A 26,776-nucleotide genomic window follows, 5' to 3' on the forward strand; every position below is an offset into this window, starting at 1 on the left:
CGAAGATCGGACATGGGCTCGCCACGGTTGCCGGCACGGCTGTTGCCTGGACTCGCGCCGTTGCGCGGATACCAACGGTCATGGTTCCGGGGCGACGTCCTCGCCGGGCTCACCGTGGCCGCCTACCTCGTACCTCAGGTGATGGCCTACGCCGATCTCGCCGGACTGCCGCCGGTGACCGGTCTGTGGGCCATGCTGGCACCGCTGGCGCTGTACGTGCTGCTCGGCTCGTCACGGCACCTGTCGGTGGGCCCGGAGTCGACCACAGCCTTGATGACAGCGGCGGCGGTGGCGCCGCTGGCCGCCGGCGATCCGGCGCGGTACGCCGCACTGGCCGGTGCGCTCGCCGTGCTGGTGGGACTGCTGTGCCTGGTGGCGTTCGCCGTGCGGCTCGGGTTCGTGGCCGACCTGCTCTCCAAGCCGATCCTGGTCGGATACCTGGCCGGAGTGGCCGTGACGATGATCGTCGGGCAGGCCGGCAAGCTCACCGGGGTACCGGTCACCGGCGGGAGCATCCCGGCCGAGCTGGTCTCGTTCGTCGATCACCTGCCCCAGACACACCTGGGAACCGCATTGTTCGCCGCCGTGATCCTGGCTCTGCTCTTTCTCGGGCAGTGGCGCTTCCCTCGTGTCCCGACACCATTGCTGGCGGTGCTGCTGGCCACCGCCGCGGTGGTGGTCTTCGATCTGCAAGAGCACGGCATCGACGTCGTCGGCGCCGTTCCCCGTGGTCTGCCCACCTTGGCGCTGCCCGGCTTCGGAGATCTCCGGCAGCTGCTGTTGCCGGCGATCGGGCTGCTGGTCGTCGGGTACACCGACATGGTGCTGACCGCCCGGGCATTCGCCGACCGCGACGGCGGCCCCATCGACGCGAATCAGGAGCTGCTGGCGCTGGGCGCGGCGAACCTCGGTGCCGGCGTGCTCCGGGGTTTCCCGATCAGCAGCAGCGGCAGCCGCACGGCGCTGGGGCTGGCCGCGGGTGGCCGCACCCAGGTGTATTCCCTGGTTGCCCTGGCCTGTGTAGCGGCAGTCCTGATCTTCGCCGGGCCGTTGCTGGCCCGATTCCCGACCGTGGCCCTCGGCGCGCTGGTCGTGTACGCCGCCACCCGCCTGATCGATGTGGCCGGATTTCGCCGGCTGGCCGCGTTCCGCCGCAGCGAGTTGCTGCTCGCCCTGACCGCGTTGGCCGGCGTGCTGGTCTTCGACATCCTCTACGGTGTGCTGCTAGCCGTCGGCCTGTCCGTCGCCGAATTGCTGCACCGTGTCGCTCGGCCCCACGACGCCGTGCAGGGCTTCGTCCCCGGCCTGGCCGGCATGCACGACGTCGATGACTATCCGTCTGCGAGCACTGAGCCGGGGTTGCTCGTCTACCGCTATGACTCGCCGCTGTTCTTCGCCAACGCCGAGGACTTCCGCCGTCGTGCCCTCGCCGCGATCGACGATCAGGGTGCACCGGTCGTCTGGTTCGTGCTCAACGTCGAGGCCAATGTCGAGGTCGACAGCACCGGCCTGGGAGCGGTGGAGGACCTGCGGGCCGAACTGGCCGACCGCGGCATCGTGTTCGCCCTCGCGCGGGTGAAACAGGACCTGCTCACCGCGCTGACCGCCTACGGGCTGACCGCCGCCGTCGGGCCGGATCGTATCTTCCCCACCCTGCCTACCGCCGTCGCTGCGTACCGGGACTGGCTCCGCACCGACCGGCCGTGACGCCGCAAGGACCTTCAGACCGGGTGTTTGGCAGCTGTGGCGGCCGCCGCGAGTGCTGTCCCCCATTTCCGGGCGCGCTCCTCCTCGTGTGCCTTGAGTGGCCCGGCAGATCCGCTGACCAGGAAGCTCTGTGCGGGCAGCACGACGCGGCAGCCGAGCCGCCGCAGCTGTCGTTGCACCCGGTGCGCGGCCGAACCCGGCAGGAACGGCTTGTCGACCTTGGTATCGAACGCCGCCGCAGCCAATCCCGCCAGCGTCGGTGAGCAGTCGAGATACTCACGAACGCCAACGTCGATGGCCTGTGGCCGCACCGTGCCCTGCTGAGCCGCCTGCTCGCGGGTCGAAGGCCGGCTCATCCCGAACGCGTGCGTCGGACCGCCGACGACGAGCAGGTCCATGTCGAACGCGCGCGGCATGGTGCCGACGTCCGCGACGGTGACGTCGAACTTCTCCCGCAGTCCTTCCGCAATCGCGCGGGCGATCGTCTCGGAGTTGCCGTACATGGACTCGTAGATCACCAGCGCCTTCATGACGCTCCCTTCATGGTGTTGGGTACTTGGCGAGGATCTCCCGGAGCCGGTCGACGAAGCGTAGGGATTCGTCGTGGTCGCGTTGCCACACGTTGCGGCCGAAGATGAGGCCGGTGGCGCCGGCGGACATGGATTCCTGTGCTTTCTCGATCATCACGTCGTCGCCGGCGCGGGAGCCGCCGGAGACGAGCACCAGGGTGCGGTTCGCGGCGCGGACGACGGCGTCGATGGCTTGCTGGCTGCTGTAGTCCGCCTCGTACGGTGCGGGCACGTCGGTGTGCTTCTCCGGGTGCGGGAAGTTCACTTTGACGACGTCGGCGCCGAGCTCGCTGGCCGTGCGGGCAGCGTAGTGCACGGCGTAGAACGAGTCCTTGCCGCCTTTGTGCTCGATGGCCTCACCGCGCGGGTACGCCCACACGATCAGCGGCATCCCGAGTCGCTGCGCATCCTGGCGCACCACGCGGTACTGGGCGAAGTCGGCGTCCTGGGCCGGTGAGCCGACGTACAGCGTGTAGCCGACCGCGTCGGCGCCGAGCCGTACGGCGTCCTCCACGGAGGCGTGCAGCGGCGACAGCGCGCGGGTGTCGGCGGGGATGTCGGTCTTGCCGTTCAGCTTGAGGATGAGCGGGACCTCGCCGGCATAGTCCCAGTAGAACTTCTCCGCGAGCCCGATCTGGATCGCGATGCCGTTGAAGCCGCCCTCGAGGGCCAGCCTGACGATGTACTTCGGGTCGGCGGCGATCGGGTCGGCGAAGAAGTCCCGGGGTCCGTGCTCGAGGCCTTGGTCGTAGGGCAGGAACAGTGCGGTGCCGTTGCCCAGCCCGTGCTGGTAGAGGATGCGGTGCAAGCGGGCCTTCTTGCCCGCGCTGAGCCCGCATTGCGAGAGCCTCAGCCGTGCTGTCATGGCGGTTCCTTTCTCTTCACCGTCCACCTTCGTCGTCGCTACGCACCGGGTACAGGGGCTGACGACCTGACCCGGCGGGATGACCGGCCCGCGCGGCCGGAGGCTCGGTGCGGTGGTCGTTCGCGCCGCGGGTCGAAAGTCCCGCGTGGGCAGTGCCACTGACTCTGCCGGTGGGCGGCCGACCGGGCAACGATCAGGACAGGCCGAAAGCTTGGGAGGCGCCGTCATGTCATGGCTCATTGTCGTGATCCTCTTCGTGCTGGCGTTGCTGGTCGTCGCCGGACCCGTGCTCGAGGATCTGATCGACCGGGTCTGGCCACCTGGGCCGAATCCGGCAGCCCGCCAGCGCAAGAGATGACCCACATCTGGGACGCCGCTGACGGCGGCCATGGACAGGAGCGGAGGAGACCCGGCCATGAAGCTGTGGCGTGTGGACGACGTCATGACGAAGGACGTCGTATCGGTGACGGAGGACACCCCGTACCGTGACATCGTTGATCTGTTGATCGACCGCCGGGTCAGCGCAGTCCCGGTCGTCGACCGGTCCGGCAGACCGGCGGGCCTGGTGTCGGAGGCAGATCTCCTGCACAAGGTCGAGGCCGGTGGGGCGGCTCCCCGCATCTTCGATGCCTGGCGCCGGCGCGGCGACCGCGCGAAGGCAGGCGGCCGCACCGCCGCCGACGTGATGACCTCGCCCGTCGTGACCGCCGAGCCGTCGCTGTCGCTGGCCGCCGCGGCCCGCAGGATGCACCGTGAGCATGTCAAGCGGCTCCCGGTCGTGGACTCCTCCGGGCAGCTGGTCGGCATCGTCACCCGCAGCGACCTGCTCAAGCTGCACTGTCGTACGGACGGCGAGATCCGCCGTGATGTCGTGGACGATGCCCTGCACCACGTCATCGCGATCAACGGCGGTCCCGTCCAGGTCGAATGCGTCGACGGTGTCGTCACCCTGGCCGGCCGGGTGCAGTTCCGGTCCACCGCCGACCTGGTCGCGAGCCTGACCCGGCAGGTTCCCGGTGTCGTCGCGGTCGCGGACGGGCTCACCTTCGACATCGACGACAACGTGATCAGCGGTTCACGGATCGGCACGCCCTTCAGCTTCGGCTGAGCCGGCCGGAGCGCCGCCTTACCCGCCTCCGTCGCGGCTCTTGTCAGGAGGGACGTCATGGCACCCCTGTCCGTCTTCGATCAGCTCGTCCTGCATCCCTTCCTCGGCGATCTCCCGGTCGGCTGGCTGCGGCGCTTGGCGGCCCACGGCCGCCCGGTGCTGCGGTACCCGGGCTACCGGCTGTTCCGGCAGGATGCTGCGGCCGACCGTTTCTGGCTGTTGCGCTCCGGCGTCGTCGCTCTCGACTTCCACGTGCCGGGCCGCGGTGACGTCGTCATCGAGCGCGTCGGTGCCGGCAGCGTGGTCGGTTGGTCCTGGCTGCTGCCGGAGTATCGGTGGACCCTTGGCGGGGTTGTCGCGGAGGACTGTCACGCGGTCGAGTTCGATGCCGCCCGGGTGCGCCTGTTGATCAGCGAGGACCCCGGCTTCGGGCGTGAACTCACCGCGCGTTTCCTTGCCGTCATGGGCGGTCGGCTGCAGGCAGCGCGACACCGGCTGGTCGAGCTGTACGCGTACCCGGAGCACCCGGCGGGTGCGTCCAATCCCGACTGAGGTTGTGCCGGTGAGATACGGCAGGAGGAGGACCGGACGGTGTCTGGATCGGATGGACCTGGCGCTGGCGAGAGCCAGTCGCTGGCCGCGTTGGCACCCGGCGCTCGGGCGACGGTCGCGTGCGTCACGGCGCCGACACCTGCCACGGCGACCCGGTTGGCGGACCTGGGGTTCACCCCCGGCGCGGTGGTGGAGGTGTTGCGCCGGGCACCGCTGCGAGACCCGGTGATCTACCGGGTGAAGGACTACGAGCTGTGTCTGCGCCGGGAACAGGCGGCGTGTGTCCACGTGGTCGAGGTGGATCGATGAGCATCCCCTGCCATGACGGTGATGGGGGAGTCGTCGCCGCGGGGGTGCCGCGCATCGCTCTGGTCGGTGCCCCGAACGCGGGTAAGACCAGCATCTTCAACGCGCTGACGGGATTGCGGGGCAAGACCGGCAATTATCCCGGGGTGACGGTGTCGCGGTTCATGGGCACCTGCCGGGTGGGCCCGGACCGGTATGCCATCGAGGATCTGCCCGGCACCTACGGCCTGGAGCCGGTCAGCCCGGACGAGCAGATCCTGGTCGACGTCCTCGACGGCCGTCTCGACGGGGTGGACCGCCCCGACGCGCTGCTGGTGGTGGTCGACGCCACGACGCTGCGCCGGTCGCTGGGTTTCGTCGCGCAGGTTCTGGGTCGTGGGCTGCCGGCCTGCGTGGTCGTCACCTTCACCGACGAACTGGCCCGCCGCCAGGGCGCCCTGGACGTCGATGCCCTCGGTCAGGCGTTGGGAGTGCCGATCCTGCCGGTGGTCGGTCATCGCGGGTACGGGGTCACCGAACTGCGCGAGGCGTTGGCGGACTGGCAGGCGTGGCCGGTGCCGGTGCTGGCGCCGCCGGTCGACGCCGTGGAGCGCGACGCGTGGGTGGAGTCGGTCCTGGCGTTCGCCGGCTACCGGGCTGCTGAGCGTCATCGGGTCACCCGGCGTGTTGATGCCGTGCTGCTGCACCCGCTGTGGGGCACGGTGGTGTTCTTCGCGGTGATGGTGCTGTTCTTCCAGACGCTGTTCACCCTGGCGGCTCCCCTGCAGGACGCGGTGGAGGCAGGCTTCGGGCAGTTGGCGGCCCTGGTGGCCGAGCACGTCGACAACCGGTGGCTGGGATCCCTGCTCGGCGACGCGCTGATCGGTGGGGTGGGCGGCGTCCTTGTCTTCGTCCCCCAGATCATGCTGCTGTTCCTGCTGGTCGCCCTGCTCGAAGGCGTCGGCTACATGTCCCGCGCGGCGTTCCTGATGGACCGGGTGATGGCCCGCGCCGGACTGGAGGGCCGTGCCTTCGTCGCGCTGCTGTCCTCGTTCGCCTGCGCGGTCCCGGGCATCATGGCCACCCGGACCCTGCCGTCGGCCAGGGACCGCATCGCGACGATGATGGCCGCGCCGTTGATCACCTGCTCCGCGCGGTTACCGGTCTACGTCCTGCTGATCGGCCTGCTGGTCGACCGGTCGGCCCGGATCGGCCCGTTCGGTGCCCAGGGTCTGGTCATGTTCGGCTTGTACCTGCTGGGCGCGGTCTCGGCGATGCTGGCCGCCTGGGTGTTCAAGAAACTCGGCGACCGTCGCGGCGCGCTGATGCCGTTCTACCTGGAGATGCCGCCGTACCGGCTGCCGTCGCCGCGGTCGGTCCTGATCGCGGTGTGGAGTGCCTCCTCGTCGTTTCTGCGTAAATGCTCCACGATCATCGTGGCGACCACAATCGTGTTGTGGCTGTTGCTGAACCTGCCGCTGCACACCGCCGCACAGCTGGGCGGGGCCGGCGTCGACACCGGGGACCCAGCCGCGGTGTCGGCCTATACCGTCGATCACAGCTACGCGGCCGGCCTCGGCCGGCTGGTGTCCCCGGTCTTCGATCCGCTCGGCTTCGACTGGCGCATCAACGTCGGGGTGTTGTCGGCCCAATCGGCGCGGGAGACATTCGTCGCCACCCTCGGCCAGGTCGCCGCCGCTGAGGATCCGGAGGACCCGGCCGCGGCGCTACGGACCATGACCTATCCCGACGGCCCGCGTGCCGGACAGCGGGTGTTCACTCCGCCCACGGTCGCCGCGCTGCTGGTCTACTTCGCCTACGCCCTGCAATGCATGGCCACCGTCGGCGTCATCCGGCGGGAAACAGGCACCTGGCGATGGCCGGCGATCGCGTTCGCCTACCTCACCGTGACGGCGTGGCTGATGGCCTATCTCGCCAGGACCGTGACCGGCCTGGTAACCGGGTAGCGCGCCATGGTTCCCATCCACCCCCAGAGATACCCGGGCGACCCGAACCGGCTGCGCTGGATCGTCCCGGCCGGCCTGCTGAGCGTCGTCGGACCGGTCCGCTGCGCACCCCCGTCGCTGGCGGCGCTGCTGGCCGACGGCACCCTCGCCGAGATCGTAGTGGAGCAGGCCGGCGTGGTCACCAGCCTCGGTCCCGGCCGGGACTGGGCCGCTGCCGGCCCACGAGTCCGGGTCGCACTACACGCGGCCCTCGCCGAACCGGCCGGCTGGAGCGTGGCCACCGGCATCGACGATCGGGCCGGCGACGCCTCGCTGCACGCCATGGTGCTGCAACTTCTCGACGGAACGGCCGGGCAGTTCGCCCGTTCTCATGGCGGCAGCATCGAACTGGTCGGTGTGCACGACGGTGTCGTGAGCGTCCGCCTCCACGGCGCCTGCCATGGCTGCCCCGCCGCCCGCCTCACCCTGCACCAGCGCCTGGAACGCCAGCTGCGGCAGCAGTGCCCCACTCTGCGGGCTGTGGTCGACACCTCAGCCCGTCCACGTTCCGCCACGAGGCATGCCGCTCAGGGGGTCATCAGCCGGCGGACCGTCACGCGCGTCCCCTGCCGCATTCGGGACCTTGGTCCTGTCGATCTCGGGACCCACTGCCCCTGACCACGGATCTCCGCTCAACGAGGCTGGGTGGGCCGCATCCGCGGCGCCGACGGTAGCGCCGTCGCTGGTCATCGCCGAAGGAGTGGCCTCGTGTCACCAGTACCCGAGACGGATGCCGTTCCCGGCACCGCGCCGCTCCTGGCGGCCCGCCGCTTCCTGACCCGGGCTGGTGCCCGCCTCGCTGACCGAGAAGCTCGGCATCGCCGAGCACACCTACCACGTGGTGTCACTCTCGGCCGGCACGGTCACCGGCGTCATGCTGGTCGCCGGCCTCGCGCTGCTGATCGCCCGCCGCTTCGTCAACGGCCGCATCCGCCGCGTCACCACGACCATGGACAAGGTTCTCTACGCCTGCCTCGCCGCCATGGTCATCCTCGGCATGGCCGCCACGGTCGGCCGCAACATGCTCGGCGGCGGGTACGACTACCGGGAGACGATCGCGGTCTGGTTTCGCGGCATCTTCTGGTTCCAGCCGCATACCGAGCTGATGACCGGCGCACCGCAGGTCTACCAACTGCACGCGGTTGGCGGGTTCCTGTTCCTGGCACTGTGGCCGTTCACCCGGCTGGTCCACGTCTGGTCCGCGCCGCTGGCATACCTGTGGCGTCCGTACGTGGTCTACCGCACCCGCCGCGGCGCGGTGGCGCCGAGTCCGACGCCCGCGGCGGTCCGCGACGCCGCCCGGCGGCCATTGTCGTCCGGACGATAGCGCGGTTGCCATAGCAAACGGAGAGACCCATCAGGGTCTCTCCGTCGGGTTCTGTCGGCTACGGGGATGCGACGACCGCGGGTGGCGGTGGCAGGTACTGCGGGGGAGGCGGCCCGGTGTGGGGAGGCTCCACCGGTGGCTCCGTGGCGGAGGAGGGCCCACTGTGCCGGCGCCCGAGGGCGACGCCGCCCAGCACGACGAGGCCGATCCCGAGCAGGGTCAGGACTATGCCGGTAGCCAGCAGCCCGCCGCCGAGGGCGGACAGGTCGGGGATCTGAGCCGACCCCCGGACCCGGGCTGTCACGTCCACCGAACCGTCGGCGTTGGCCAGCACCACCGTGTAGTTTCCGTCGGTGGCCTGCCACTCCAAGGTCGCGTTGTCCGCGCCCGTCGTGGATGCCAGCCAGAAGTCCTGCTCGGCCGGCGTGGGCACGGCTCGGACGGTGCCCGTCGTCCGGTCGTAGCGCACCTCATCGTTCGAGACACCGACGATGCTGTCCCGTGCCGTACCGGCCAGCCAGGACTCCACGTCCGCCTGGCGGGCGATACCGATGAACACGGGCTTGTCGTTCGTGTTCGCCACCGTGATGCGGACGCCGCCGACGTCGGCGAGGTTGCGGGCCCAGAAGTCCGCGCCCTCGATCGTGATGCCGTCGGCGGTGATGACAGCAGTGGAACTGCTCGCGTGCACGACCTGACTGGTGACGTAGCCGGAGCTGTCGCGCATGCCGTCGAAGGCGAGCAGGGCAGCTCCGGCCGTGCCGAGTCCGGCGGCCGGAAGCAGCAGCACCACGCCGACCACGAGAGCGCTGACGGCACCGGCTACGGAGCCGCGTGCGGAGTCGTCCGGGTGCGGACCGTACGCCCGGTCGGCTGGCATCGCCGGCTCCTCGGCCCGTGCCGGCCCGGCCGGGCCGTCATCGGGTTCGGTGTCGCCCTGGTCCAGCCGGAAGGGCGGATAGCCGGGCGTGAGCAGGGCGAGATAGGCGATCACTCGCAGGTTCCACCGGGCCACGCCGACGAGCAGGTCGTAGAGCCCGCGCGGGTAGCGGGCGGTGAACAGCAGGCTCAGCCCGGCGATGAGGATGCCCACGGTCACGACGCCCAACGGCGCGGAGGTGGTGGTGTCGCCGGTGTCGATGGTCCAGGTCGCCGCGCCGCTGAGCGCGGCGAGCAGCAGGACATGCGGTACGGCGAGGAGCCAGGCGACCAGTGGCAGCCAGCGCGGCGGCCGGGTGGTCTCGGCCAACTGCAACCGGGCGGGATACTCCGGTACGTCGGCGAGAGTGAACGGTGGATACCGGTCGGTGCCGAGCGCCTGGTAGCCGTAGTAGTTGACGCGCCAGCTCCAGCGCAGCACGCCGAGGTTGTAGGCGCGGATCGCGGACGGATACCTGCCGGTGAACAGGACCGCCAGATAGGCGCACAAGGTGAGCACGACGAAACCCACCCAGAGGACGGCCAGGACGAGGTAGTGCGGGATGAGTAACGCCCACTTGACGAGCCACAGCCACCGGCTCACGGTCTCGTCTCGGCGTGCCTCGACCCGCAGCGGATAGCGGTTCATGACACCTCCTGAAGGTTCACCCTCAGCAGATCGCGATGGGCGCGCGCCGCGGCAGAGTCCGATGTCCCGTCCCCGAGCGGCGAAGGTCCGGGCCCGAACGGATTCCTCGATGTCACCTCGCCCGGAAGTGTGCGGACGGGGCCGAAGGTCCCGACGTGGACGCCTGACACGAACATCGGAGCGGGATCTTCGGCTCTGGCCGGGACGCCACCCGCGATCCATGGTGGAAGAGGGGCCGGCCCGTGACTCCCCGCTCGATGGGAGGCGCGTCATGGTGCAACGCGAAGGACGGATCACCGGTGGATTCCGCGACACCGACATCGTGGTGGGCGTGGACGGCTCGCCGTCGTCGAAGGCGGCGCTGCGCTGGGCGCTCGCGCAGGCACGGCGCACCGGTGCCCGGGTCCAGGCAGTGACGTCGTGGGAGTATCCGGCCTACTACGGCATGGGAGCGGTAGTCCCGTACGAGGACTTCGCGGCCACCGCCGGGAAGATCCTCAGTGAGTCGGTCCAGGAGGCGCTGGGGGTCGACGAGCCGGACGTCCCGGTGCTGGAGACCGTGGTGGCCGGCCACGCGGCTCAGGTGTTGATCGACAAGTCGGCGCACGCGGGACTGCTCGTGGTGGGGTCGCGCGGGCACGGTGCCTTCACCGGCACTCTGCTCGGCTCGGTCAGTCAGCACTGTGCGCAGCACGCTCACTGCCCGGTGGTGGTCGTGCGCGGCAAGGGCTGAGCAGGCGCCGGCGCCTGCACTCCGGAAGTGCGGCAGATGGCGTGAAGAGGTGTCCTTCGGCCCTGAACGCGCGGTTCGGCGTCGAGGTCCGATGGAAGTGGAAGCGACAGAAGGGAGAACCGAGATGTCAGCGCTGCTACCGCGTCTCTTCGGGGACATGAACGACTGGTTGGAGCTGGACTTCCCGCGCGCCACCCCGGCGATCCGCGTCGAGGACCGGATCACCGACGAGGAATACGTGCTGCGGGCCGAACTGCCGGGACTTGACCCGGAGAAGGACCTGCAGATCACGGTTGCTCACGGGGTGCTGACCGTCAAGGCGGAGCGCCGCGAGGAGCAGAAGGGACTGCACCGGACGGAGTTCCGGTACGGCATGCTGCACCGTTCGGTGCGGTTGCCGGCCAACGCCGATGAGTCCGGCATCAAGGCCACCTACCGTAAGGGCATCATCGAGGTGGCCGTGCCGTTGACCGCGCCCGAACCGGCCGGTCGCCAGATCGAGATCACCAAGGCAGAGTGACCGCGCCCGAGCCGGCCGGCGATCCTGGTGACCGCCGGCCGGTGACGTGTAACCGATCCGGCTGGTTCTTCGCTCTGGCCTGTCTGTTGTCGTGGGCGTGGCTGATCCCGATCGCGGTCACGGGCGACGTGGCTCTTCGCCGTCAGCCCGCTGCTGCTCCTCGCCCTGGCAGTCGATGCGGCGCTTGCCCGGCCGTTGCCGGCGCTCGATGACTTCGCACGGCTCAGCGGTTTGCCATCGGGGTGGGGAGTCTGGGGAGTCTACTTCTTGATCGATATGGCGTCGGCCGGGAATCGCCGTGGGGAGGCGGGTACCGGCTGACCGGACACGGGGTAGCCGAGCCGGACCGCGAGGTATGGTTCGCCGACGCCGGCGAGGAGACCACGCAGCAGCAGGCGAGGCCAGGTGATCTCGACCGCTTCGCTGAGTACTGCGGTGGCGAGGCCGTCCGCGGTTGCCAGCAGCAGCAGCGCCGACAGCGCTTCCCCGCCCCGCAGCAGGTATGTGGGCTGATCCGACAGGCCGAACAGGATCACGTAGGCGGCGCCTTTGTCGACGCCCGGGCCCGCGGCGAGGCCGGCGTTTCCGCCGGGTGCGAAGTCACGGACCGGCACTCGTCGCAGGGCGGGACGCACCGCCGTCTCGGGTGGTACGCCGTCTCCTCGCCAAGCCGGCCGATTGGTCCAGCGGTGGAGTTCGGCGAGGTAGGCGGGATCTTCGCGCTCCGCGCCGGCGGCATGCTCGTTCGTGAGTGCGAGCATCGGTACCTGATCCCGGTGCACGACGTGTAGATACGCGCCTTCGAACTCGACGAAGCGGCGCAGCCGGGTGAGCATGTCCTCGGACACCGTGCGGTCGCCGAAGGCACGCCGGTCGGTACGGCGGCGCTGAATCACCGCGGCCATCCGCTGCGCCTCGGGGTCGGCCGGGACGGCGGCACCCAGGTGGATGCGCGCGAGCAGGTCCGGGCGGCTGCTGTCGGGCAGGCGCTCCACTTCGGCGCTCCACCCACTTGCCGCGAGCGCGGTACGAGCATGGTGCAGCACCGTGCCACAGCTGATCAGCAGCAATCGGCCGTCGGGGTCGATGCTGCCGAGCTGGCGGCCACGGTCGGCGTACAACAGCATGGTGCCGCCGTCGATCCGCCAGCGCCACGGCTGGCTGTTGAACACCGAGGGTGCGTGCAACGCCGACCGGGCGGCTGCCTCGAGCCGGCGGGTCGCCTCGGAGAGGGACGCGGTCATGGCAGAAACTCCTTCGTCTCCGTGCGGCAATCAAACCGCCCGGCCGGGTGACCGCCGCAAGGCCCCGGTCGGGCGGCTGCTCTGGGGGTGTCGGGCCTCGCGGCGATGCGAGGCAGGGTGTCAGATCAGCCAGCGGTGACGCTGCACGAAGGGCAGCTTCGCCCACCTGCGTCCCAGGCCCCCCGGAAAACGAAGCCCGTGGAGATGCGCAGCACGGCGAGTGGCCGGGCTCGATGCCTTCAGTTCTGACGATGCTCCGTGAGCGCGCGCGTCACCCGGGCCGCAACGCCCCTTTCCCCGGGCCGTTGGGCCCTGCCTCGTACGCCCGGAGCGGAGAAGGCTAGAGGTGACGACAAAGCCTGGAGGTTCTCGTGAGTTACCGCATTGCGATCAATGGTTTCGGTCGGATCGGTCGTAACTACCTGCGCCGGTTGGTGGATAAGGACATGTCCAACTCGGGGTTGCAGGTGGTGGCGATCAATGACCTGTACGACGCTCCGGCGTTGGCGCATCTGTTGGAGTACGACTCGACGTTCGGTCGGCTCGGTGCGGAGGTGAGTTACACCGACGACATGCTCAACGTGGGTTGGCACACGATTCCGGTGTTCTCGCAGCGTTCACCGGAGGCGTTGCCGTGGGCGGATCTCGGTGTTGATCTGGTCATCGAGTCGACCGGCAAGCTCCGCACTCGCGATGACGCCGCGTTGCATCTGAAGGCGGGTGCGGGCCGGGTGCTGATCTCGTCGCCGGGTAAGGGGGTGGACGCGACGTTGGTGCCGGGGGTGAACGCGGACAGCTACGACCCGGTCCGGCATCAGATCGTCTCCGCTGCCTCCTGCACGACCAACTGTGTCGCGCCGCTGGTCAAGGTGCTGCATGAGGCGTTCGGTCTGGAACGTGGCTATCTGACCACGGTGCACGCGTACACCAACGACCAGAACGTTCTCGACGCGCCGCACAAGGATCCGCGTCGGGCCCGGGCTGCCGGGGTGAACATCATCCCGACCAGTACCGGGGCGGCGAAGGCGGTGGGTCTGGTGCTGCCGGAGTTGGCGGGCCGGCTTGATGGTGTCGCCCTGCGGGTGCCGGTCGTTGACGGTTCGATCAGTGATCTCACACTCCAGCTCGGTACCGAGGTGACCGTGGCTCAGGTCAACGAGGCCGTCGCCGTAGCTGCGGCGGTGGGTGGGCCGATGCACGGCATCATCCGCTACACGCAGGCGCCGATCGTCTCCACCGACATCGTCGGCGACCCGGCCTCCTGCGTCTTCGACGCCCAGCTCACTCAGGCCAGTGGCCGGTTGGTCAAGGTCTTCGGTTGGTATGACAACGAGTGGGGTTACACCAACCGTCTGGTGGATGTGACCAGGTTGATGGCCGAGCGGAGGTGATCTTGTGCGTACCAAGGATCTCATGAGTAGTCCGGTGCATCTGGTCTGGCAGAACGCGTCGGTGGAGAGTGCCGCGGAGTTGATGACCGCGAAGTCGGTTACCGCTTTGCCGGTGGTGGACGCGAGTGGTGCGTTGGTCGGGATGGTGAGCGAGGGTGATCTGTTGTGGCACCGGGTGCCCGCGGATCCCACCGCGCACGTGCGGCGCCACCCGGACACCGACCCGCAGCACCGGCCCGGCATGGTCCTGGAAGTGATGGCGCAGAGCCCGTTGACCACCACACCTGACACCGACGTGGCGGAGGTGGCCGACATGATGATCCAGCACGACGTGCGCAGCCTGCCGGTTGTGGAGGGCCGCGAGGTCGTCGGGATCATCAGCCGTCGCGACATCCTGCGGGCGATGGTGCGCAGCGACGACGTGCTCGCCAAAGAGGTGCAGCACCGCCTCGACGAGTACGCCGACGGTGTGCACCGCTGGAGCGCCACCGTGGACGGCGGGATCGTCACTGTCACCGGCGAGTTCACCAACGACACCGAGCTCGCCGTGGTGACGGTCCTGGCCCGGACAGTGCCCGGGATCAGCGCCGTGACCGTGCGAGCAGTGACGGCTTCCTGAGAGGAACGGTCATGTCACAAGTGGCGCAGGGGCCGGCCGCATCGGGCGGCCCCGTCCTGCTCGGCGTCATCGGTCCCGAGCCGGAAGAGGCGGCGATAGGCCACGCCTTCGCCGCGGCGGACGACCGTGACGTGGCGCTGCTCGTGGTGGTGACCGCGGCGGCACCGGCGGGGGAGGACCGGTCCGTGGCCGAGTTGATCGATCGATGGTCGGAGAAGTATCCCGGCGTCGTCGTCACCACCAGCGTTCGTCGCGGCATCGACGCGGTGGTGACCCTCGCCGCCGCTTCGCGCGGCTGCAGCATCCTCGTTGTGCAGGAGCCTGCGAGCGCGAGATCCGCGGCGCTGCTGAACGCCCTGTCCCGCCGGGTCCGTTGCCCTGTTGTCGTGGCCGGCTCGCGAGGCCACGATCCAGCAGCCAATCCAGCAGCCACGATCCACGCGGCCCGGGAAGCAGGAGCGGATCACCAGGTGCACGCGGTGGCGACCGGCTCGGCGCAGGGCGGCAGCACGGCGACCGGGCAGGCCGTGCGTCCGATGAGTGCCCGGACCGTGTCACCGAGCGGTTTGGCGTCGGCCCGGCCGCTGCTGGCCGCGATCACGACCAGCGAGACTTCGCCGCTCAGCGCGAGCAAGGCGCGAACCACGTCGCGGTCGTGCAGGATCTCACGCTCGGCGGCCTCGGCCTCCACGGGCGTCAGTTGGTCGTAGAGCACCGCCGACAGCAGCCGGTCGGCGGCGGCGATCTGGTCGTGGCGGTTCATCAACGCACCGGTCACTGAGATGGCCCGTCCGGTCCAAACATGCACCACGCGGAGCGGAAGCCGGCGGCGGCGGGCCTGCCACGCGGCATGACGCAGGACGCGACCGGCACTGGCATCGTCGTCGACGGCCGCTGCGACGACCGTTGCTGCCGTTCTCGCCGCGGTGCCGCTCACCAGCACCGGAGCGGCCGAACGATCGTCGTCGGCCGGTGGGCGGGCACTGATCACCCGGATCTCACCGGGACTGGCCCGAACGAGCACGGCATCGTCCGTGTCCGTTCCGCTGGTCAGGTGGGAGATCGTCAGCCCGGGGAACAGGCTGCGTAGCTCCTGCAGGATCGCGGCCGCCACGCCGTCGGATCCGACCTGCCGCATTGCTCGCGGCACCATCGCCGGGCGCGGTTGCGACAGGCCTTGATTCTCGGGAGCCGACGTCGGCGAACTCATGGTCCACCTCCGGAGGATGCGCCATTCGGGGCCGGTCGGACCACGGCGGTCGGACAGGCCGCATGGTGGATCAGGTGCTGGCTCACCGAGCCGAGCAACAGCCTGGCGACGCTGGCGCGTTTGCCGACGACGACGAGCTGGGCCGTACGCGATCGCTCCACCAGCAGCCGGCGAGCTGACCCGCGGACCACCTCGCGGCGGATCGGCACGTCGGGGTGCCGTTGCGCGATGCCGGCGAGCGCCTCCGCCAGGACCCGATTCTCCTCCTGATCGCCGGACCAGGCCTCAGCGGATATCGGCAGGGTATCGTTCAGTTCGGTGCTGGAGCTGCTGGTCCACACGTGCAGGGCGAGGAGTTCGGTGCCGCGCAGCGCGGCCTCCTCAACAGCGAAGTCGAGGGCTCGCACCGAGGCGGCGGATCCGTCCACACCGACCACGATCGGGCCGGCGCTGCGGCGTTCGCCGCGGACGACGAGGACCGGGCATGCCCCGTGCGTGGCCGTTTGTACGGCGACGGAGCCGATGAGCAGTTCGGAGAAGCCGCCGAGCCCGCGGTCACCCAGGACGAGCAGGGCCGCTTGCCGGCTTTCGTCCCGCAGCACGTAGCCGGGTCCGCCGTCCAGGACCTGGGCGGTGATCGACGTGTCGGGCGCGACTTTCGCGGCGAGCAGCGAGGCCTCGTGCGCGATCTCGTCCGCCTGGTCGCGGAACGCCCGCAGCGACGGCCCAGCGAGCCCGGGCGTGACCGGGGTGCCGAGGGACGGCCACCCGAAGGCGTGCACGATGCGCAGCGGACGGTGTCGCAGTGCCGCCTCCGCGGCGGCTGTCTCGACCGCGTCGAGACTGCGCCGTGAGCCGTCGACACCGACGACGACGGGAGCTCCGGCCACGGCAGTCATGACTCCGCCCCTTTCCTCTCCTGCCTCGGGTAGGTGGCCGACTCAAGGCGAAGCAGGTCACCGACGTGTGCGTTCATGGCGAACCTCCAGCGGAGCGCGATCCGATGGGCGTCATGGCAAGCATCACCCCGGCTACCGGCAGCTGGCAGGGCCATTGGTCCCTCATCGGCTTCCTGCCCTGCCCGGACTGGCGGCCGTCGGCTCAGCGACCGCTGTTGGTTGCACCCACTGATCGCTGTCGATGCCGAGCGCGGCCAGCGTCTGCCTGCCGGAGGTGTCGGGGTGGCGGTCGGTCACGATCATGGTCGCTTCGGGCCACGGGTCCGTCTCCGTCGAGAGTGCCGTTGCGATGAGCTGATCGGCGTCGGAGGTGCCGGGCGTGCGGCGGCTCAGGCGTGCGGCGATCGTGCCGGCCGACGCGGTGCAGCACAGTTCGAGGAGGTCACTGTGGGTTGTGGTGGCCAGGCTACGGGCGGCGTCGCGGTGTTTTGCCCGGGTCCAGGATGCGTCCAGCACCACGTTCTCGCCGCGTTCGAGCAGTTCATGTGCCCGGTGTAGTAGCTCGGCGTAGGTGTGGTCGGTCCACCTGGGTGTGTAGATGCCTTGCTGGTAGGCGGTGGCGGCGCTGGTCTGGGGGTCGAGGCCGGCGAGTTCCTTGCGGAGGCGGTCGCTGCTGAGTAGGACCGCGCCGAGGTGGTCGGCGAGCTTTCCCGACAGGGTGGTTTTGCCGGTGGCGGGCGTGCCGCCAACGATGACGAGCCGGACCGTGCCGGCCCGTAGCTGCCGCAGGGTGAGGTCGGTGTAGGTGGTGACGTCGGTGGCCGCGGCGGGATCTCCCTGGTCGTGTCGGAGGCAGCCGACTTTCGCGCGGACGAAGGCTCGGTAGGCGATGTAGTGGTGCCGCAGTGTCGCCGGTGCGGGGTCGGCGCTGAATTCCGCGTACCAGTCGAGGAAGGCCCGGGCGAGTCGGGTGGCGCCCAGGTGTTCGATGTCCATGGCCAGGAACGCGGCGTCGTCGAGGACGTCCACCCAGCGCAACCGGTCGTCGAATTCCAGGCAGTCGAGTATCCGGGGGCCGTCGTCGAGGCAGAAGATGTCGTCGGTGATCAGGTCGGCGTGGCCGTCGACGATGTGCCCGCCGGTGACCCGGGCAGCGAACAGCGGCGCCCGTCCGGCCAGGAACTCGTGTGTGCGTTCCTCGATCTCGGCAGCGGCACCGGCGTCCAGGACGCCGCCGTGGAGCGGCCGCAGCTGGGTGAAGGTCGCGTCCCAGCGGCCGAGCAGCGCGTCACGGGTGCCCTGTGCGGAGACGTCCGGGCCGCGGCGTGCCGTGACGTGGAAGGCGGCGAGCATCCTCGCGATGTGCCGTACGTCCTCGGCGACCGGGGTCCCTGAGCGGATCAGCGTCGACAGCCGGCGCGCGGCGGGCATCCGCCGCATCACCACGAGGTGGTCACAGAGCTCGTCGTCAGGTCCGCGCACGTCGGCGACCCCGAGATAGACGTCGGGCGCCATCCGCCGGTTCAGCTCCACTTCGCGATGGCAGACTGCCTCGCGGTCGCTGCGGCGCCGGAAGTCGAGGAAGCCGAGATCGACTGGCTTCTTGAGTTTGTACGCGCGATCGCCGATGAAGAACAGCACTGCGGCATGAGTCTCGACAACCGCCGCATGATCAGTCGATGTCATAGCTCACCTCACCGGTCCGGTGCCCTGAGCCTTCACGATGTGCCCCTGCGGCGGGCTCCGGTAGGGAGGAACGGCCGCGCGGCCCGGGACGATCGGCACTGGGTAGGTCGCCGGATCGGGGCTGGAATGGGAGAAAGTCAGCCTGAGGAGGTGCTGTCATGGTCCACGCACGAACCTGGGCGGTCGAGATCACCATCAGCGAGCATGAGGACGAGCGCCGCACCCACGCCGCTGCGGTTCTGCGCAGCAGTGTTCGTCCGCTGCTGCGCGGTGAGGGTGAGGCGCACCGCAGTCCGAGGGACCGGGAGGTTCCGGAGATCGGTGATGAGTTGGCCACGGCCAGGGCACTGGCCGATCTCGCCTACAAGCTGCTGGATGTGGCAGCGGGTGATATCGAGCAGTTCACCCACCGGCCCGTGCATCTGACGTCCTGAACAGGGCGCGGCGGTCCCGGCGCCCGGAACCGCTCCGCCGACGGTCGGGACCCGGGTCGATGGGTCGGGCAGGGCGGGACTTCCCGCCCTGCCGGCCGCGGGCATGGCCGCGAACGCTGGAGGTATGACCGAGAGCATCGTGCAACTCGGCGCCGCCGATGAACGGCGGCCCCCGCCCCAGCTCTTCCGTGATCTGCGGACGTCGGGTGCCGGCCTCGGCTCGCGCGAGGCGGCGCGTCGGCTGACCGTTGACGGCCCCAACGAACTGTCCCGGCGCAGGCGGCGCGCCTGGCCGGGCGAGTTGCTGGCCCAGTTCACCCAGCCGCTGGCCGTGCTGCTCATGGTGGCGGCCGTACTGGCCTGGCTGGGCGGCACACCGGCGCTCTCCGCCGCGGTGGTGGCTGTCATCCTGCTCAACGCCGCATTCGCGTTCGTCCAGGAGATGCAGGCCGAGCGGGCCGTGGAAGCGCTCGCCGCCTATCTGCCCGCGACCGCGCGAGTGCTGCGCGACGGCGTGCTGGCCGAAGTGCCGGCGCGCGACCTGGTGCGGGGCGATGTCATCGAGCTGGCCGAGGGCGACGGGATCTGCGCCGATGCCCGGCTGATCACCGGCAGGATCTCGGTGGACATGTCCGCCCTCACCGGCGAGTCGGTGCCGGCCGGCCGGGCCGCCGACGCGGAGGTGGTGCCGGGGCCGTTGCTCGAGGCCCGGGAGTTGGTCTTCAGTGGAACCGTGTGCACCGCCGGGCAGGCTCGGGCAGTGGTGGTCCACACCGGGATGCACACCGAGATCGGCCGGATCGCCGCCCTGACCCAGCGCGTCCGAGCGCGTCCGAGCCCGTTGGAACGGCAGGTGCGGCGGGCCACGTGGATCATCGCGGTCGTCGCGGTGGTCGCCGGAGCGGCGTTCCTGCCGATCGGCGTGGCGGCGGGGCTGGGCTGGGCGGCGGCGATCAGCTTCTCGATCGGCCTGATCGTGGCTAACGTGCCGGAGGGCCTGTTGCCGACGATCACGCTGGCTCTCGCGGGGGGAGTGCGCGAGCTGGCCCGCGGCGGCGCGGTGGTCAAGCGGCTGTCGGCGGTCGAGACGCTCGGTTCCACAACGGTCATCTGCACCGACAAGACCGGCACGCTGACCGAGAACCGGATGCGGGTCACGCGCTTGTGGCTGTGCGGCACGGAGCTGGACGCGGAGGCCTCGGCGGCGGATCCGCGTGCCCGCCGGCTTGCCCGCGCGGCGGCGCTGTGCACGACGGCACGCAACGCCGGGGACGGCACGGCGGGCGACAGCGGTGACCCGACCGAGATCGCCCTGCTGCGGCTGGCGGCAGAACTGGGGGTTCCGGTGCGGGCGGCCGAGCGGGACCGGGACCGCCGGGCGCTGTACGCGTTCGACACCCGGTTGAAGCGGATGTCCGTCCTGGGCCGAGACGCGTTGTACACCAAGGGCGCGGTGGAGTCGGTGCTGCCTCTGTGTGACGAGGCCCTGGGTCCGGACGGGGCGCCGGTCGCTCTGTCCGCGGCGGTGCGGGCGGGATTGTCCGCCGTGGTGGACCGGTACGCGGCCGCCGGGCTGCGGGTGCTCGCGGTCGCCAGTCGTGACTGGGATGGGCAGCGGCCCGGTGACCGCGCCGAGGTGGAGCGGGAGCTGGTGCTGCTGGGCCTGGTCGCCATGGCCGACCCGCCGAGAGCCGGCGTGGCCGACGCGGTCGCGGACGCGCACCGGGCTGGCATCCGGGTGCACGTCATCACCGGCGACTACGGTCCCACCGCGGCGGAGATCGCCCGGCAGGTCGGCATCGGCGGTGCGAGCCGGCGGATCGTGACCGGCGAGCAGCTGGACCAGATGAGCGAGGCCGAACTGGACGCGGTGCTGGCCGGCCCGGACGAGGTGGTCTTCGCCCGCTCATCCCCGGAGGGCAAGCTGCGGATCTGTGAGGCGCTTCGGGCCACCGGCCAGATCGTGGCGATGACCGGCGACGGCGTCAACGACGCGCCAGCCTTGCGGCACGCCGACATCGGCGTGGCGATGGGTCGGTCCGGCACCGACGTCGCCCGGGAGGCCGCCACCATGGTGCTCACCGACGACAACTTCGCGACCATCGTACGGGCCGTCGACGCGGGCCGGCGGGTCTTCGACAACGTCCGCAAGTTCGTGCTGTACATCTTCGCCCACGCCGTACCGGAGGTCGTGCCGTTCCTGATCTTCGCACTGTCCGGCGGCGCGGTGCCGCTCCCGCTGACGGTGCTGCAGATCCTCGCCATCGACCTGGGCACCGAGACGCTACCCGCGCTCGCCCTCGGCCGGGAGCGCGCCGAACCCGGCCTGATGAGCCGCCCACCCCGAGCACCGAAGGCCGGGGTCATCGACCGGCGGCTGCTGCTGCGGGCCTGGGGACTGCTCGGGGTGGTCTCCGCCCTGCTGGTGATGGCCGGCTACTTCTGGTCGCTGTGGCGCGCCGGCTGGCACCCCGGCGATCCGGTCGGTGCCGGCAGTGCTCTGGAGCATGCCTACCGGCAGGCCACCACGATGACGTTCGCGGGGATCGTGGCGTGCCAGATCGGCACCGCGTTCGCCGCCCGCACCGACCGCGCGTCGTTGCGTTCCATCGGGCTGTTCAGCAACCGGCTGCTGCTTGCCGGCATCGCCTTCGAGCTGGTGTTCTCCGCGGCGCTGATCTATCTGCCGGCGGCGCAGCAGATCTTCGGGACGGCCGCCCTCGGGCCCGCGCAGCTGGCCTTCCTGCTGCCGTTCCCGGTGGTCGTGTGGGCGGTTGACGAGCTGTACCGGGCGGCGGGCCGACGCCGGGACCAGGCGCACCGTCTGAGCGAGACCTCGCACTGATCGTCGCGGTCGTGGTCCCCTCGCCTCCAGGTCGTTCGGCCCTGGGTATCGGCGGCGGCGCGGGCGTGACTGACGTCGCCAGATCACCCGATCGGGTTGACATACCCGCAGGGGTATCGTTGTGCAGGTAGACAACTATGCCGGGAGGCGCAGCGTGGAGATCGATCAGGACGCTCTCGGAGAGGTCATCAAGCGGCTGCGGCGGGCCGAGGGGCAGATCCGTGGTGTGATCGCCATGCTGGAGGATGGCCGCGACTGCGCCGACGTGGTGACTCAGCTCGCCGCCGTGTCACGCGCCCTCGACCGGGCCGGCTTCAAAATCATCGCCAGCGGACTGCGGCAGTGCGTGAAGGCCGAGGAGAACGGCGAGAAGCCGAGCGTCGACGTGGCGCAGCTCGAGAAGCTCTTCATGTCCCTGGCCTGACAGCCGCCTGCCGGGCTGCCCTGCGCCGGGTGTCGATGGCGCCCAGGCTGCCGCCGCATCGCGGACCCGATCGGGTCTTGCGGCCCTGTCGGTGAACCCGCCGAGGTCCGACCGTGGGAGCCGAGGATGGGTGGGTGACCCGTCGGTGGCGTGGGAGGTTGGCATGCGCTGGTGGAAGCAACGGCGGGAGCAGGCGTTGTTCGCGGCAACAACGCTGCTGTTGGTGGCCGGGCTGGTGATCGCGGCGACGGGTGCGAGAGCCACGGCGGGCACGGTGTGGGCGACAGCGACGGTGCTCGGGCTGGTGTACTCGACGATGTCGCTGGTTGAGGCGGCCCGGCGGCGCGAGCCGAGTGTCGACGTCATCGCCTGGCTGGCACTGGCGGGCGCACTGTGGGTCGGCGAGGCCTTCGCGGGTGCCGTGATCGCCGTCATGCTCGCCAGCGGTGTGCTGCTGGAAGCGCGTGCCGCTGCGCGGGCGCGCCGTGAGCTCAGCGCGCTGGTGGCTAGGGCGCCGCGCACCGCTCGGCGCGACACCGCCGCGGGGCCGGTCGAGGTGCCGGTCGCCGAGGTGATGATCGGTGATCGGCTGGTGGTCGGTTCCGGAGAGATCGTGCCGGTGGACGGACGGTTGCTGGGGCCGGCGGTGCTGGACGAATCGGCGTTGACGGGCGAGCCGCTGCCGGTGGAGCGCCGGGCCGGCGAGGACATCCGCAGCGGGGTGGTCAATGCGGGCTCGCCGGTCCGGCTGACCGCCACCGCGACCGCCGAGGCGTCGACCTATGCCGGTGTGGTGCGCCTGGTCGAGCAGGCGCAGGCGTCGAACGCGCCGTTCGTGCGGATCGCGGACCGCGTCGCGGTGGCGTTCGTGCCGGTGACACTCCTACTGGCCGGTGTCGCCTGGGCCATCGCGGGAGACCCGGTACGGGCGGTGGCGGTGCTGGTGGTGGCCACCCCGTGCCCGCTGCTGCTGGCTACGCCCATCGCGATCATGTCGGGAATCTCCCGGGCGGCCCGCATCGGGGTCATCGTCAAAGGCGGTGCGGCGTTGGAGCAGTTGGCCTCGGGCCGGGTCCTGCTGTTCGACAAGACCGGCACGCTGACCGCCGGCCGGCCCGTCCTCACCGACGTGGCGACCCCGGTGGGCGGGGAGCATCTGCCCGCCGGCGAGGTCCTGCGCCTCGCGGCGAGCGTGGACCAGAGTTCGGCCCACGTCCTGGCCGGCGCGATTGTCACCGCCGCCCACGACCGCGGACTGCGCTTGACCGCACCGGCTGACGTGCACGAACGCCATGGCTACGGGGTGGAAGGCATCGTCGACGGCCACCGGGTCCGGCTGGGCAAGGCGGCGTGGATCGTCTCCGGTGCGATGCCGGCATGGGTACGACATGCGCGCAGGCGGGCCGCGCTCGACGGCTCGCTGACGGTGTTCGCGGCGATCGATGACGTGCCGGCGGGTGTGCTGCTGCTGGAGGATCCGGTACGGCCGCAGGCGCCGCGCATGGTCCGGGCACTACGCCAAGCCGGGATCACCCGCGTCGTGCTGGTGACCGGCGATCGCGCGGACACGGCGGAGGCCGTGGGACGGGTCGTCGGCGTCGACGCGGTGCACGCCGACTGCGACCCCGGCGACAAACTGACCCTGGTCCGTGCCGAGCAGAACCGCGCGCCGACGATCATGGTGGGTGACGGTATCAACGACGCACCGGCGCTGGCCGCTGCGGGAGTGGGGGTCGCGCTCGCGGCCCGGGGAGCCACGGCGTCGGCGGAGGCCGCGGACGTGGTGCTGACCGTCGACCGGCTGGACGCTCTTGCCGACGCCATTCTCATCGCCCGGCGCTGCCGGATGATCGCGGTGTGGGCCGTCGCGGTCGGGATGGGGCTGTCGGCGGCGGCGATGATCGTGGCGGCCGCCGGCTACCTCCCACCCGCCGCCGGCGCGCTGCTGCAGGAAGGCATCGACCTGGCGGCCATCGCCATCGCTTTGACCGCGCTGCTGCCGGCGCCGTCGCACACCGTGGCGATGAAGCCGGCCGATATCGCCACGGCCCAGCGCTTGTTCGCCGAGCATCGCGAGGTACGCCCGCTGGTGGAGCGGGTGCGGACGGTCGCCGATGCGTTGAACCAGCCGCCGTACGACCTGAGGCCGGCCCGCGAGTTGCTGGACGACCTGGAGGTGCGGTTGCTGGCACACGAGCACGCCGAGGAGGCCGAGCTGCTGCCGATCATGGCCCGGGCGCTCGGCGGGGTCGAGGCGACCAGCGGGCTCAGCCGTACCCATGCCGAGATAGAACACCAGATCGGGCGACTGCGCCGGAGCGTGGATGACCTGGTCCAGGAGGCGGAGCCGGAGGACGTCACCGACGTACGGCGCCTGCTCTACGGTCTCTACGCGATCCTCCGGCTGCACAACGCGCAGGAGGAGGAGGGTGCCTTCAGCCTCGTACCCGATCCCCACACGCCATGACCACACGCGGGCCCCGTCGCCGCCCTCGCTCTCACCGACCCCGTCGGCCAGAATCCCGGCTCCCCGCAAACCTCACGTCGGTGCCCGCGGCACCGCCAGGCGTGCCGGCCTCGTCGGGATCCGGCTGGAGTGGCGGGTCGATCAGGTATCCGGACGGCGAGTCACATGCCGTCGTCTACCGCTGACCACTGCCGCGTTTGCCGGCCCTGTGGGCTGCGAAGCTCACAGGGCCGACCGCATTCATTCCGCGACAGCGTCCCGACCCGGTGGGCCGGGACGCATCCGCAATCCTCAGACCACCCGCATCGTCGTGGAGACCCCGACGTTGCCGCCGGAGCAGCGCACGCCGATCAGGTAGGTGCCCCGTGGGGTCGAGGACGGCACCCGGTACGCGATCAGGAAGCGCCCGGAGCCGGAGCGCTGCGCCACCGGGCCGAAGCCGTCCGGCGGGAACAGCGCAGCCGTTGACGTCAGAACGGCCTGGTCCGCCACCGGGCAGGCCTGTGGTCCACTCGTCGGGATCTGGCCGCCGATCAGCACGTTACCGCCAGGGCGGACGGCGCGCGGTCGCACGAACAGGTGAGCGTCGTGCCCTGCGAGATCGCTGACCACGGCATGCAGATTTCCGGTCGGGGTGTTGACGTAACCGACCATCCGTCCGTGTTCGTTGATCCTTGTTACCTGACCCGCGAGCGGTCCGACATCGATCACTTCGTTGGCGGCTGTCCATGCCACGGCGTGATTCTCGTGCGGCGCAGCCGGCGATGTGAGGGTACCGACGATCTGGCCCCGGTTGTTGATGTCCGATGCGCTGGTGTCGGGGTTGCCCAGGGAAGGCAGCTCCGTCTTGGTCCCGCGATACCAGCGGACCGCGCGGCTCGGGGTCACCGAGTAGTCGATCAGTACGACCTCGCCCCGGTCGTTGAGGTCGACGGCAGTGCCGACACCCAGGTCGGCGTAGACGCCGCCGGTCAGCAGGAAGACGTGCCAGCCCGAACCGGGCACGTTCAGCGAGCCGAGAACCTGACCTCTGTTGTTCACCCTGATGGCCACGGCCGTGCCCGGATCGCCGAACGTCGGCTCGAGTCTCACCAGGCGACCTCGCCGCCACAGCGCCGCGCCCTGATCCTGCCCGTCCGGACTCACCAGACCGCCGACGATGTCGCCGTGGTCGTTGAGCGCGTTGGCGTAGGCGCGGTTGCCCTGTGCGGGCAGTTCGGTGAGGATGCCGCCATGCCACCAGAAGACGTGCTGGCCGTCGTCGTCATGGCCGGCGAGAGAGCTTTGGCCGATGACATCGCCCCGGGCGTTGATGGCGGTCGCCGTCGCGGAGCTGCCGCCCAGCGTCCCGAGGTCGGTGAGCGTGCCGTGGCGCCATAGGGCCGCATGAGTGTGTAAGTCGTCGATGGCGATCGAGCCGACGATGTCGCCGTGGTCGTTGATCGCAGTGGCGGCGCTGCCCGTGCCGGGAGCGAGATCGGTCATGACGCCGTCGCGCCAGCGAAACCCGTGCGATGACCCGTCGGCGCTCTGGCTGACCCCGACGATTTCGCCTCGGTTGTTCAGTCCGATCGGATTCGCTTCCGCGCCGCCCAGGGTCCCGAGGTCGTACCAAGGCGTCGGCGTCGGTGACGTCGCTTCGACCGATGGAGCGGCGAGCTCGGCTCCGGCTGGCGGGGGCGCGACCAACATCCATCCGGTCAGCAATCCCGTCGTCACCGCGGAAAGGCGTACGGCGATCGCGCGATGTCGTTTGAGCATTGTGCACCGTCCTTTCATGTCGCGCTCAGACAACTGGATTGCGGCCGTACCCGTAGGTGCCGAAGGTCCCGGTCAGGGACCGGGGGATTTCAGATGGAGTACGGCTTTGAAGTCGCCCTCGTCGAACTCAACGACATCCGACTGCCCGACACTGTGAAACGCGCCATGGCCCGTCAGGCCGAGGCCGAGCGGGAAAAGAGAGCGAAGATCATTGACGCGGAGGGCGAGTCGTTGGCAGCAGCCGCCCTGGGCGACGCCTCCGACACCATGATGGCGCACCCCCTCGCCTTGCAGCTACGCAACCTGCAGTCCCTGGTCGAGATCGGCGTTGACAAAGAACACCACCGTCGTCTTTCCCGCACCGCTGACGAGCACCATCGGAGAGCTTGGCGCCTTCCTCGCCCACGAAGCAGCCGCAGCCGCACCCCGCGCGGCAACCCCTGCCGTCACACCGCTTCCCGCCGAGGCCGCCAGCGCGCCGGCGATGACAGCGGTCAGCCCGGCCGCGAGGTGGCCGCCGAGGGCGACGGTGAACACCGGACCGGCATCCGGATCGG

The 26,776-nt window shown here is 70.3% G+C and carries 23 protein-coding genes and 4 pseudogenes; 17 read left to right on the top strand and 10 right to left on the bottom strand.

Annotated features, from left to right (window positions below; translation table 11 throughout):
• The first annotated feature begins 60 nt into the window (after positions 1-60).
• Positions 61-1,707 carry a SulP family inorganic anion transporter gene (locus tag DMB66_RS44915; RefSeq protein ID WP_199752991.1) on the top strand — a complete coding sequence of 549 codons (1,647 nt, stop codon included), beginning with the start codon at positions 61-63 and terminating at the stop codon, positions 1,705-1,707.
• Between the two features lie 14 nt (positions 1,708-1,721).
• Here the strand turns inward: DMB66_RS44915 and DMB66_RS44920 are convergent, their stop codons facing one another.
• Positions 1,722-2,237, bottom strand: coding sequence for a flavodoxin family protein (locus tag DMB66_RS44920; RefSeq protein ID WP_125810232.1), 516 nt, complete (start codon positions 2,235-2,237; stop codon positions 1,722-1,724).
• A gap of 10 nt (positions 2,238-2,247) precedes the next feature.
• On the bottom strand, positions 2,248-3,141 hold the full coding sequence (locus tag DMB66_RS44925) for a class I fructose-bisphosphate aldolase (RefSeq protein WP_125810233.1): 894 nt from the start codon (positions 3,139-3,141) through the stop codon (positions 2,248-2,250).
• Between the two features lie 226 nt (positions 3,142-3,367).
• Here DMB66_RS44925 and DMB66_RS65395 point away from each other — a divergent pair, with 226 nt between their 5' ends.
• The 7 genes and pseudogenes from DMB66_RS65395 to narI form a co-directional block, all read left to right on the top strand.
• Complete coding sequence (locus DMB66_RS65395) at positions 3,368-3,499, top strand: hypothetical protein (RefSeq protein ID WP_255441328.1); 132 nt, start codon at positions 3,368-3,370, stop codon at positions 3,497-3,499.
• A 57-nt stretch (positions 3,500-3,556) separates the two neighbouring features.
• On the top strand, positions 3,557-4,249 hold the full coding sequence (locus tag DMB66_RS44930; protein ID WP_125810234.1) for a CBS domain-containing protein: 693 nt from the start codon (positions 3,557-3,559) through the stop codon (positions 4,247-4,249).
• Between the two features lie 57 nt (positions 4,250-4,306).
• Complete coding sequence (locus DMB66_RS44935) at positions 4,307-4,801, top strand: Crp/Fnr family transcriptional regulator (RefSeq protein ID WP_125810235.1); 495 nt, start codon at positions 4,307-4,309, stop codon at positions 4,799-4,801.
• 39 nt (positions 4,802-4,840) lie between these two features.
• Positions 4,841-5,110, top strand: a complete 270-nt coding sequence (locus DMB66_RS44940) for a FeoA family protein (RefSeq protein ID WP_125810236.1) — start codon at positions 4,841-4,843, stop codon at positions 5,108-5,110.
• Positions 5,107-7,053: a ferrous iron transporter B gene (locus DMB66_RS44945; protein WP_125810237.1), complete on the top strand. Its 1,947-nt coding sequence runs from the start codon at positions 5,107-5,109 to the stop codon at positions 7,051-7,053. The genes DMB66_RS44940 and DMB66_RS44945 overlap by 4 nt, the downstream gene beginning before the upstream one ends.
• A 6-nt stretch (positions 7,054-7,059) precedes the next feature.
• Positions 7,060-7,593, top strand: a pseudogene (locus DMB66_RS44950) (NifU family protein); the annotation flags it as partial.
• A 283-nt stretch (positions 7,594-7,876) separates the two neighbouring features.
• A pseudogene (gene narI, locus DMB66_RS44955) lies at positions 7,877-8,419 on the top strand (respiratory nitrate reductase subunit gamma); the annotation flags it as partial.
• A gap of 58 nt (positions 8,420-8,477) precedes the next feature.
• On the opposite strand, the gene DMB66_RS44960 reads toward narI, so the two are convergent.
• The gene (locus DMB66_RS44960) at positions 8,478-9,986 is read right to left on the bottom strand and encodes a DUF4389 domain-containing protein (protein WP_158647568.1); all 1,509 of its coding nucleotides are present in this window, start codon (positions 9,984-9,986) and stop codon (positions 8,478-8,480) included.
• Between the two features lie 271 nt (positions 9,987-10,257).
• Between DMB66_RS44960 and DMB66_RS44965 the strand changes: the two genes are divergently transcribed.
• Positions 10,258-10,719 carry a universal stress protein gene (locus DMB66_RS44965; RefSeq protein ID WP_125810241.1) on the top strand — a complete coding sequence of 154 codons (462 nt, stop codon included), beginning with the start codon at positions 10,258-10,260 and terminating at the stop codon, positions 10,717-10,719.
• A gap of 157 nt (positions 10,720-10,876) precedes the next feature.
• Positions 10,877-11,239, top strand: a complete 363-nt coding sequence (locus DMB66_RS44970) for an Hsp20/alpha crystallin family protein (RefSeq protein ID WP_233625294.1) — start codon at positions 10,877-10,879, stop codon at positions 11,237-11,239.
• A gap of 260 nt (positions 11,240-11,499) precedes the next feature.
• Here DMB66_RS44970 and DMB66_RS44975 read toward each other — a convergent pair whose 3' ends face one another.
• Positions 11,500-12,483 (bottom strand): nitroreductase, encoded by a 984-nt coding sequence (locus DMB66_RS44975; RefSeq protein ID WP_125810243.1) that lies wholly within the window; start codon positions 12,481-12,483, stop codon positions 11,500-11,502.
• 371 nt (positions 12,484-12,854) lie between these two features.
• On the opposite strand from DMB66_RS44975, the gene gap reads away from it, so the two are divergent.
• Complete coding sequence (gene gap / locus DMB66_RS44980; RefSeq protein WP_125810244.1) at positions 12,855-13,874, top strand: type I glyceraldehyde-3-phosphate dehydrogenase; 1,020 nt, start codon at positions 12,855-12,857, stop codon at positions 13,872-13,874.
• Positions 13,875-13,896: 22 nt separating this feature from the next.
• Positions 13,897-14,493, top strand: coding sequence for a CBS domain-containing protein (locus tag DMB66_RS44985; RefSeq protein ID WP_233625295.1), 597 nt, complete (start codon positions 13,897-13,899; stop codon positions 14,491-14,493).
• 463 nt (positions 14,494-14,956) lie between these two features.
• Here the strand turns inward: DMB66_RS44985 and DMB66_RS44990 are convergent, their stop codons facing one another.
• The 3 genes from DMB66_RS44990 to DMB66_RS45000 form a co-directional block, all read right to left on the bottom strand.
• A complete protein-coding gene (locus DMB66_RS44990) occupies positions 14,957-15,631 on the bottom strand; it encodes a universal stress protein (protein WP_158647569.1) in 675 nt (224 codons plus the stop codon).
• Between the two features lie 68 nt (positions 15,632-15,699).
• Complete coding sequence (locus DMB66_RS44995) at positions 15,700-16,602, bottom strand: universal stress protein (protein ID WP_125810247.1); 903 nt, start codon at positions 16,600-16,602, stop codon at positions 15,700-15,702.
• Between the two features lie 162 nt (positions 16,603-16,764).
• Positions 16,765-18,288: a bifunctional aminoglycoside phosphotransferase/ATP-binding protein gene (locus tag DMB66_RS45000; protein ID WP_125810248.1), complete on the bottom strand. Its 1,524-nt coding sequence runs from the start codon at positions 18,286-18,288 to the stop codon at positions 16,765-16,767.
• Positions 18,289-18,446: 158 nt separating this feature from the next.
• Here DMB66_RS45000 and DMB66_RS45005 point away from each other — a divergent pair, with 158 nt between their 5' ends.
• The 4 genes from DMB66_RS45005 to DMB66_RS45020 all read left to right on the top strand — a co-directional run bounded on the left by DMB66_RS45005 (position 18,447) and on the right by DMB66_RS45020 (position 24,458).
• The gene (locus DMB66_RS45005; protein ID WP_125810249.1) at positions 18,447-18,722 is read left to right on the top strand and encodes a DUF1876 domain-containing protein; all 276 of its coding nucleotides are present in this window, start codon (positions 18,447-18,449) and stop codon (positions 18,720-18,722) included.
• Between the two features lie 124 nt (positions 18,723-18,846).
• Positions 18,847-21,567, top strand: coding sequence for a cation-transporting P-type ATPase (locus DMB66_RS45010; protein WP_125810250.1), 2,721 nt, complete (start codon positions 18,847-18,849; stop codon positions 21,565-21,567).
• A gap of 154 nt (positions 21,568-21,721) precedes the next feature.
• Positions 21,722-21,991: a metal-sensitive transcriptional regulator gene (locus DMB66_RS45015; RefSeq protein ID WP_125810251.1), complete on the top strand. Its 270-nt coding sequence runs from the start codon at positions 21,722-21,724 to the stop codon at positions 21,989-21,991.
• Between the two features lie 163 nt (positions 21,992-22,154).
• Complete coding sequence (locus DMB66_RS45020; RefSeq protein WP_125810252.1) at positions 22,155-24,458, top strand: heavy metal translocating P-type ATPase; 2,304 nt, start codon at positions 22,155-22,157, stop codon at positions 24,456-24,458.
• A 291-nt stretch (positions 24,459-24,749) separates the two neighbouring features.
• On the opposite strand, the gene DMB66_RS45025 is transcribed toward DMB66_RS45020, so the two are convergent.
• A complete protein-coding gene (locus tag DMB66_RS45025; RefSeq protein ID WP_233625296.1) occupies positions 24,750-25,943 on the bottom strand; it encodes a hypothetical protein in 1,194 nt (397 codons plus the stop codon).
• A pseudogene (locus DMB66_RS66245) lies at positions 25,944-26,237 on the bottom strand (hypothetical protein); the annotation flags it as partial.
• A 75-nt stretch (positions 26,238-26,312) separates the two neighbouring features.
• On the opposite strand from DMB66_RS66245, the pseudogene DMB66_RS66250 reads away from it, so the two are divergent.
• A pseudogene (locus DMB66_RS66250) lies at positions 26,313-26,435 on the top strand (SPFH domain-containing protein); the annotation flags it as partial.
• Positions 26,436-26,513: 78 nt separating this feature from the next.
• Here DMB66_RS66250 and DMB66_RS63085 read toward each other — a convergent pair.
• A complete protein-coding gene (locus DMB66_RS63085) occupies positions 26,514-26,756 on the bottom strand; it encodes a hypothetical protein (RefSeq protein WP_199752992.1) in 243 nt (80 codons plus the stop codon).
• Positions 26,757-26,776: the final 20 nt, after the last annotated feature.

The organism is Actinoplanes sp. ATCC 53533 (assembly GCF_003947245.1).